Source organism: Streptococcus pseudopneumoniae (assembly GCF_001072925.1).
Taxonomy (GTDB): domain Bacteria; phylum Bacillota; class Bacilli; order Lactobacillales; family Streptococcaceae; genus Streptococcus; species Streptococcus pseudopneumoniae_Q.
In genome coordinates, this window is the sequence record NZ_JVHE01000108.1 from 1 (window position 1) to 1,107 (window position 1,107).

Here is a 1,107-nt window from a genome sequence, read left to right on the forward strand (position 1 = left end):
GCATCTGGAAACGTTAAATTCTCAGCTATCGAATTCAAGAAAGAACAAGCAGGCGTTCACAACTACACAGTTGAAGAAGTAGCTGGAACAGACGCAACCGTTACATACGACACCATGAAAGCGAATGTAACAGTTACAGTTAAACACGATGGAACAGCTAAAGTTCTTGTAGCAACTGTTGGCGATATCGCTGATAAAGAGTTCAACAATACTGTTCGTCCTCCAGAAGAACCTAAGTTCCAACCAGAGAAATACGTTGTTTCTGAAGAGAAATTCGATATCACAGGCGACAAGCTCGTTGACGATGACAAAGAATTGGCAGACAAGTACGGAGATACTAATAAAGATCCATACGCAGATAAGACTGACAACAACGAAGCTCAAAACTTGAATACGAAGACTGTGAAACGTGGCGACAAGTTGGTTTACCAAGTTTGGTTGGATACAACTAAATTTGACGCAGCTAACAAGGACAATATTCAATCTGTAGGAATCTCAGATGACTACGATGAAACTAAGTTGGATCTTGACGCTACTAAGATTAAAGCCTACGATTCAGTAACAGGTGATGATGTTACAGCTAAATTCGATATCACTGTGAACAACGGTGTGATTACTGCAACTCTTAAAGATGGCTTCACTAAGTCACTTGGCGATGCAGAAAACACTCAAGTGATCGATACAACTAAGTTCGCCTTCGGACGTTACTACAAGTTCGACATCCCAACAACAGTGAAAGCTGATGTTCCTGGCGGAGTAGACATCGAAAATACTGCGGCTCAAGTAGTCAACTACTACAATCCAGTAAGCAAGACTGTTGAAAAACCAAACAAACCAACTGAAAAACGTGTCAACAGTGTTCCAGTTGAAGTAGAATTCAACTTCACTAAACGTTTGGAAGGTCGTGAGCTTAAAGCTAACGAATTCAGCTTCGTCCTTAAAGATTCAGAAGGTAAGACTCTTGAAACTGTAAGCAATGATGCTTCTGGTAACGTTAAGTTCTCTAAACTTGAGTTCAAGAAGGGTCAAGAAGGCGTACACAACTACACAGTAGAAGAAGTTAAAGGAAGCGACGCAACCGTTACATACGACACCATGAAAGCGAAT

The 1,107-nt window shown here is 40.9% G+C and carries 1 protein-coding gene; it reads left to right on the top strand.

The window, feature by feature from the left end; all coding sequences use genetic code 11:
* Positions 1-1,107: SspB-related isopeptide-forming adhesin (locus ADH81_RS07890; protein ID WP_049527965.1), on the top strand; the 1,107-nt coding region annotated here is incomplete at both ends.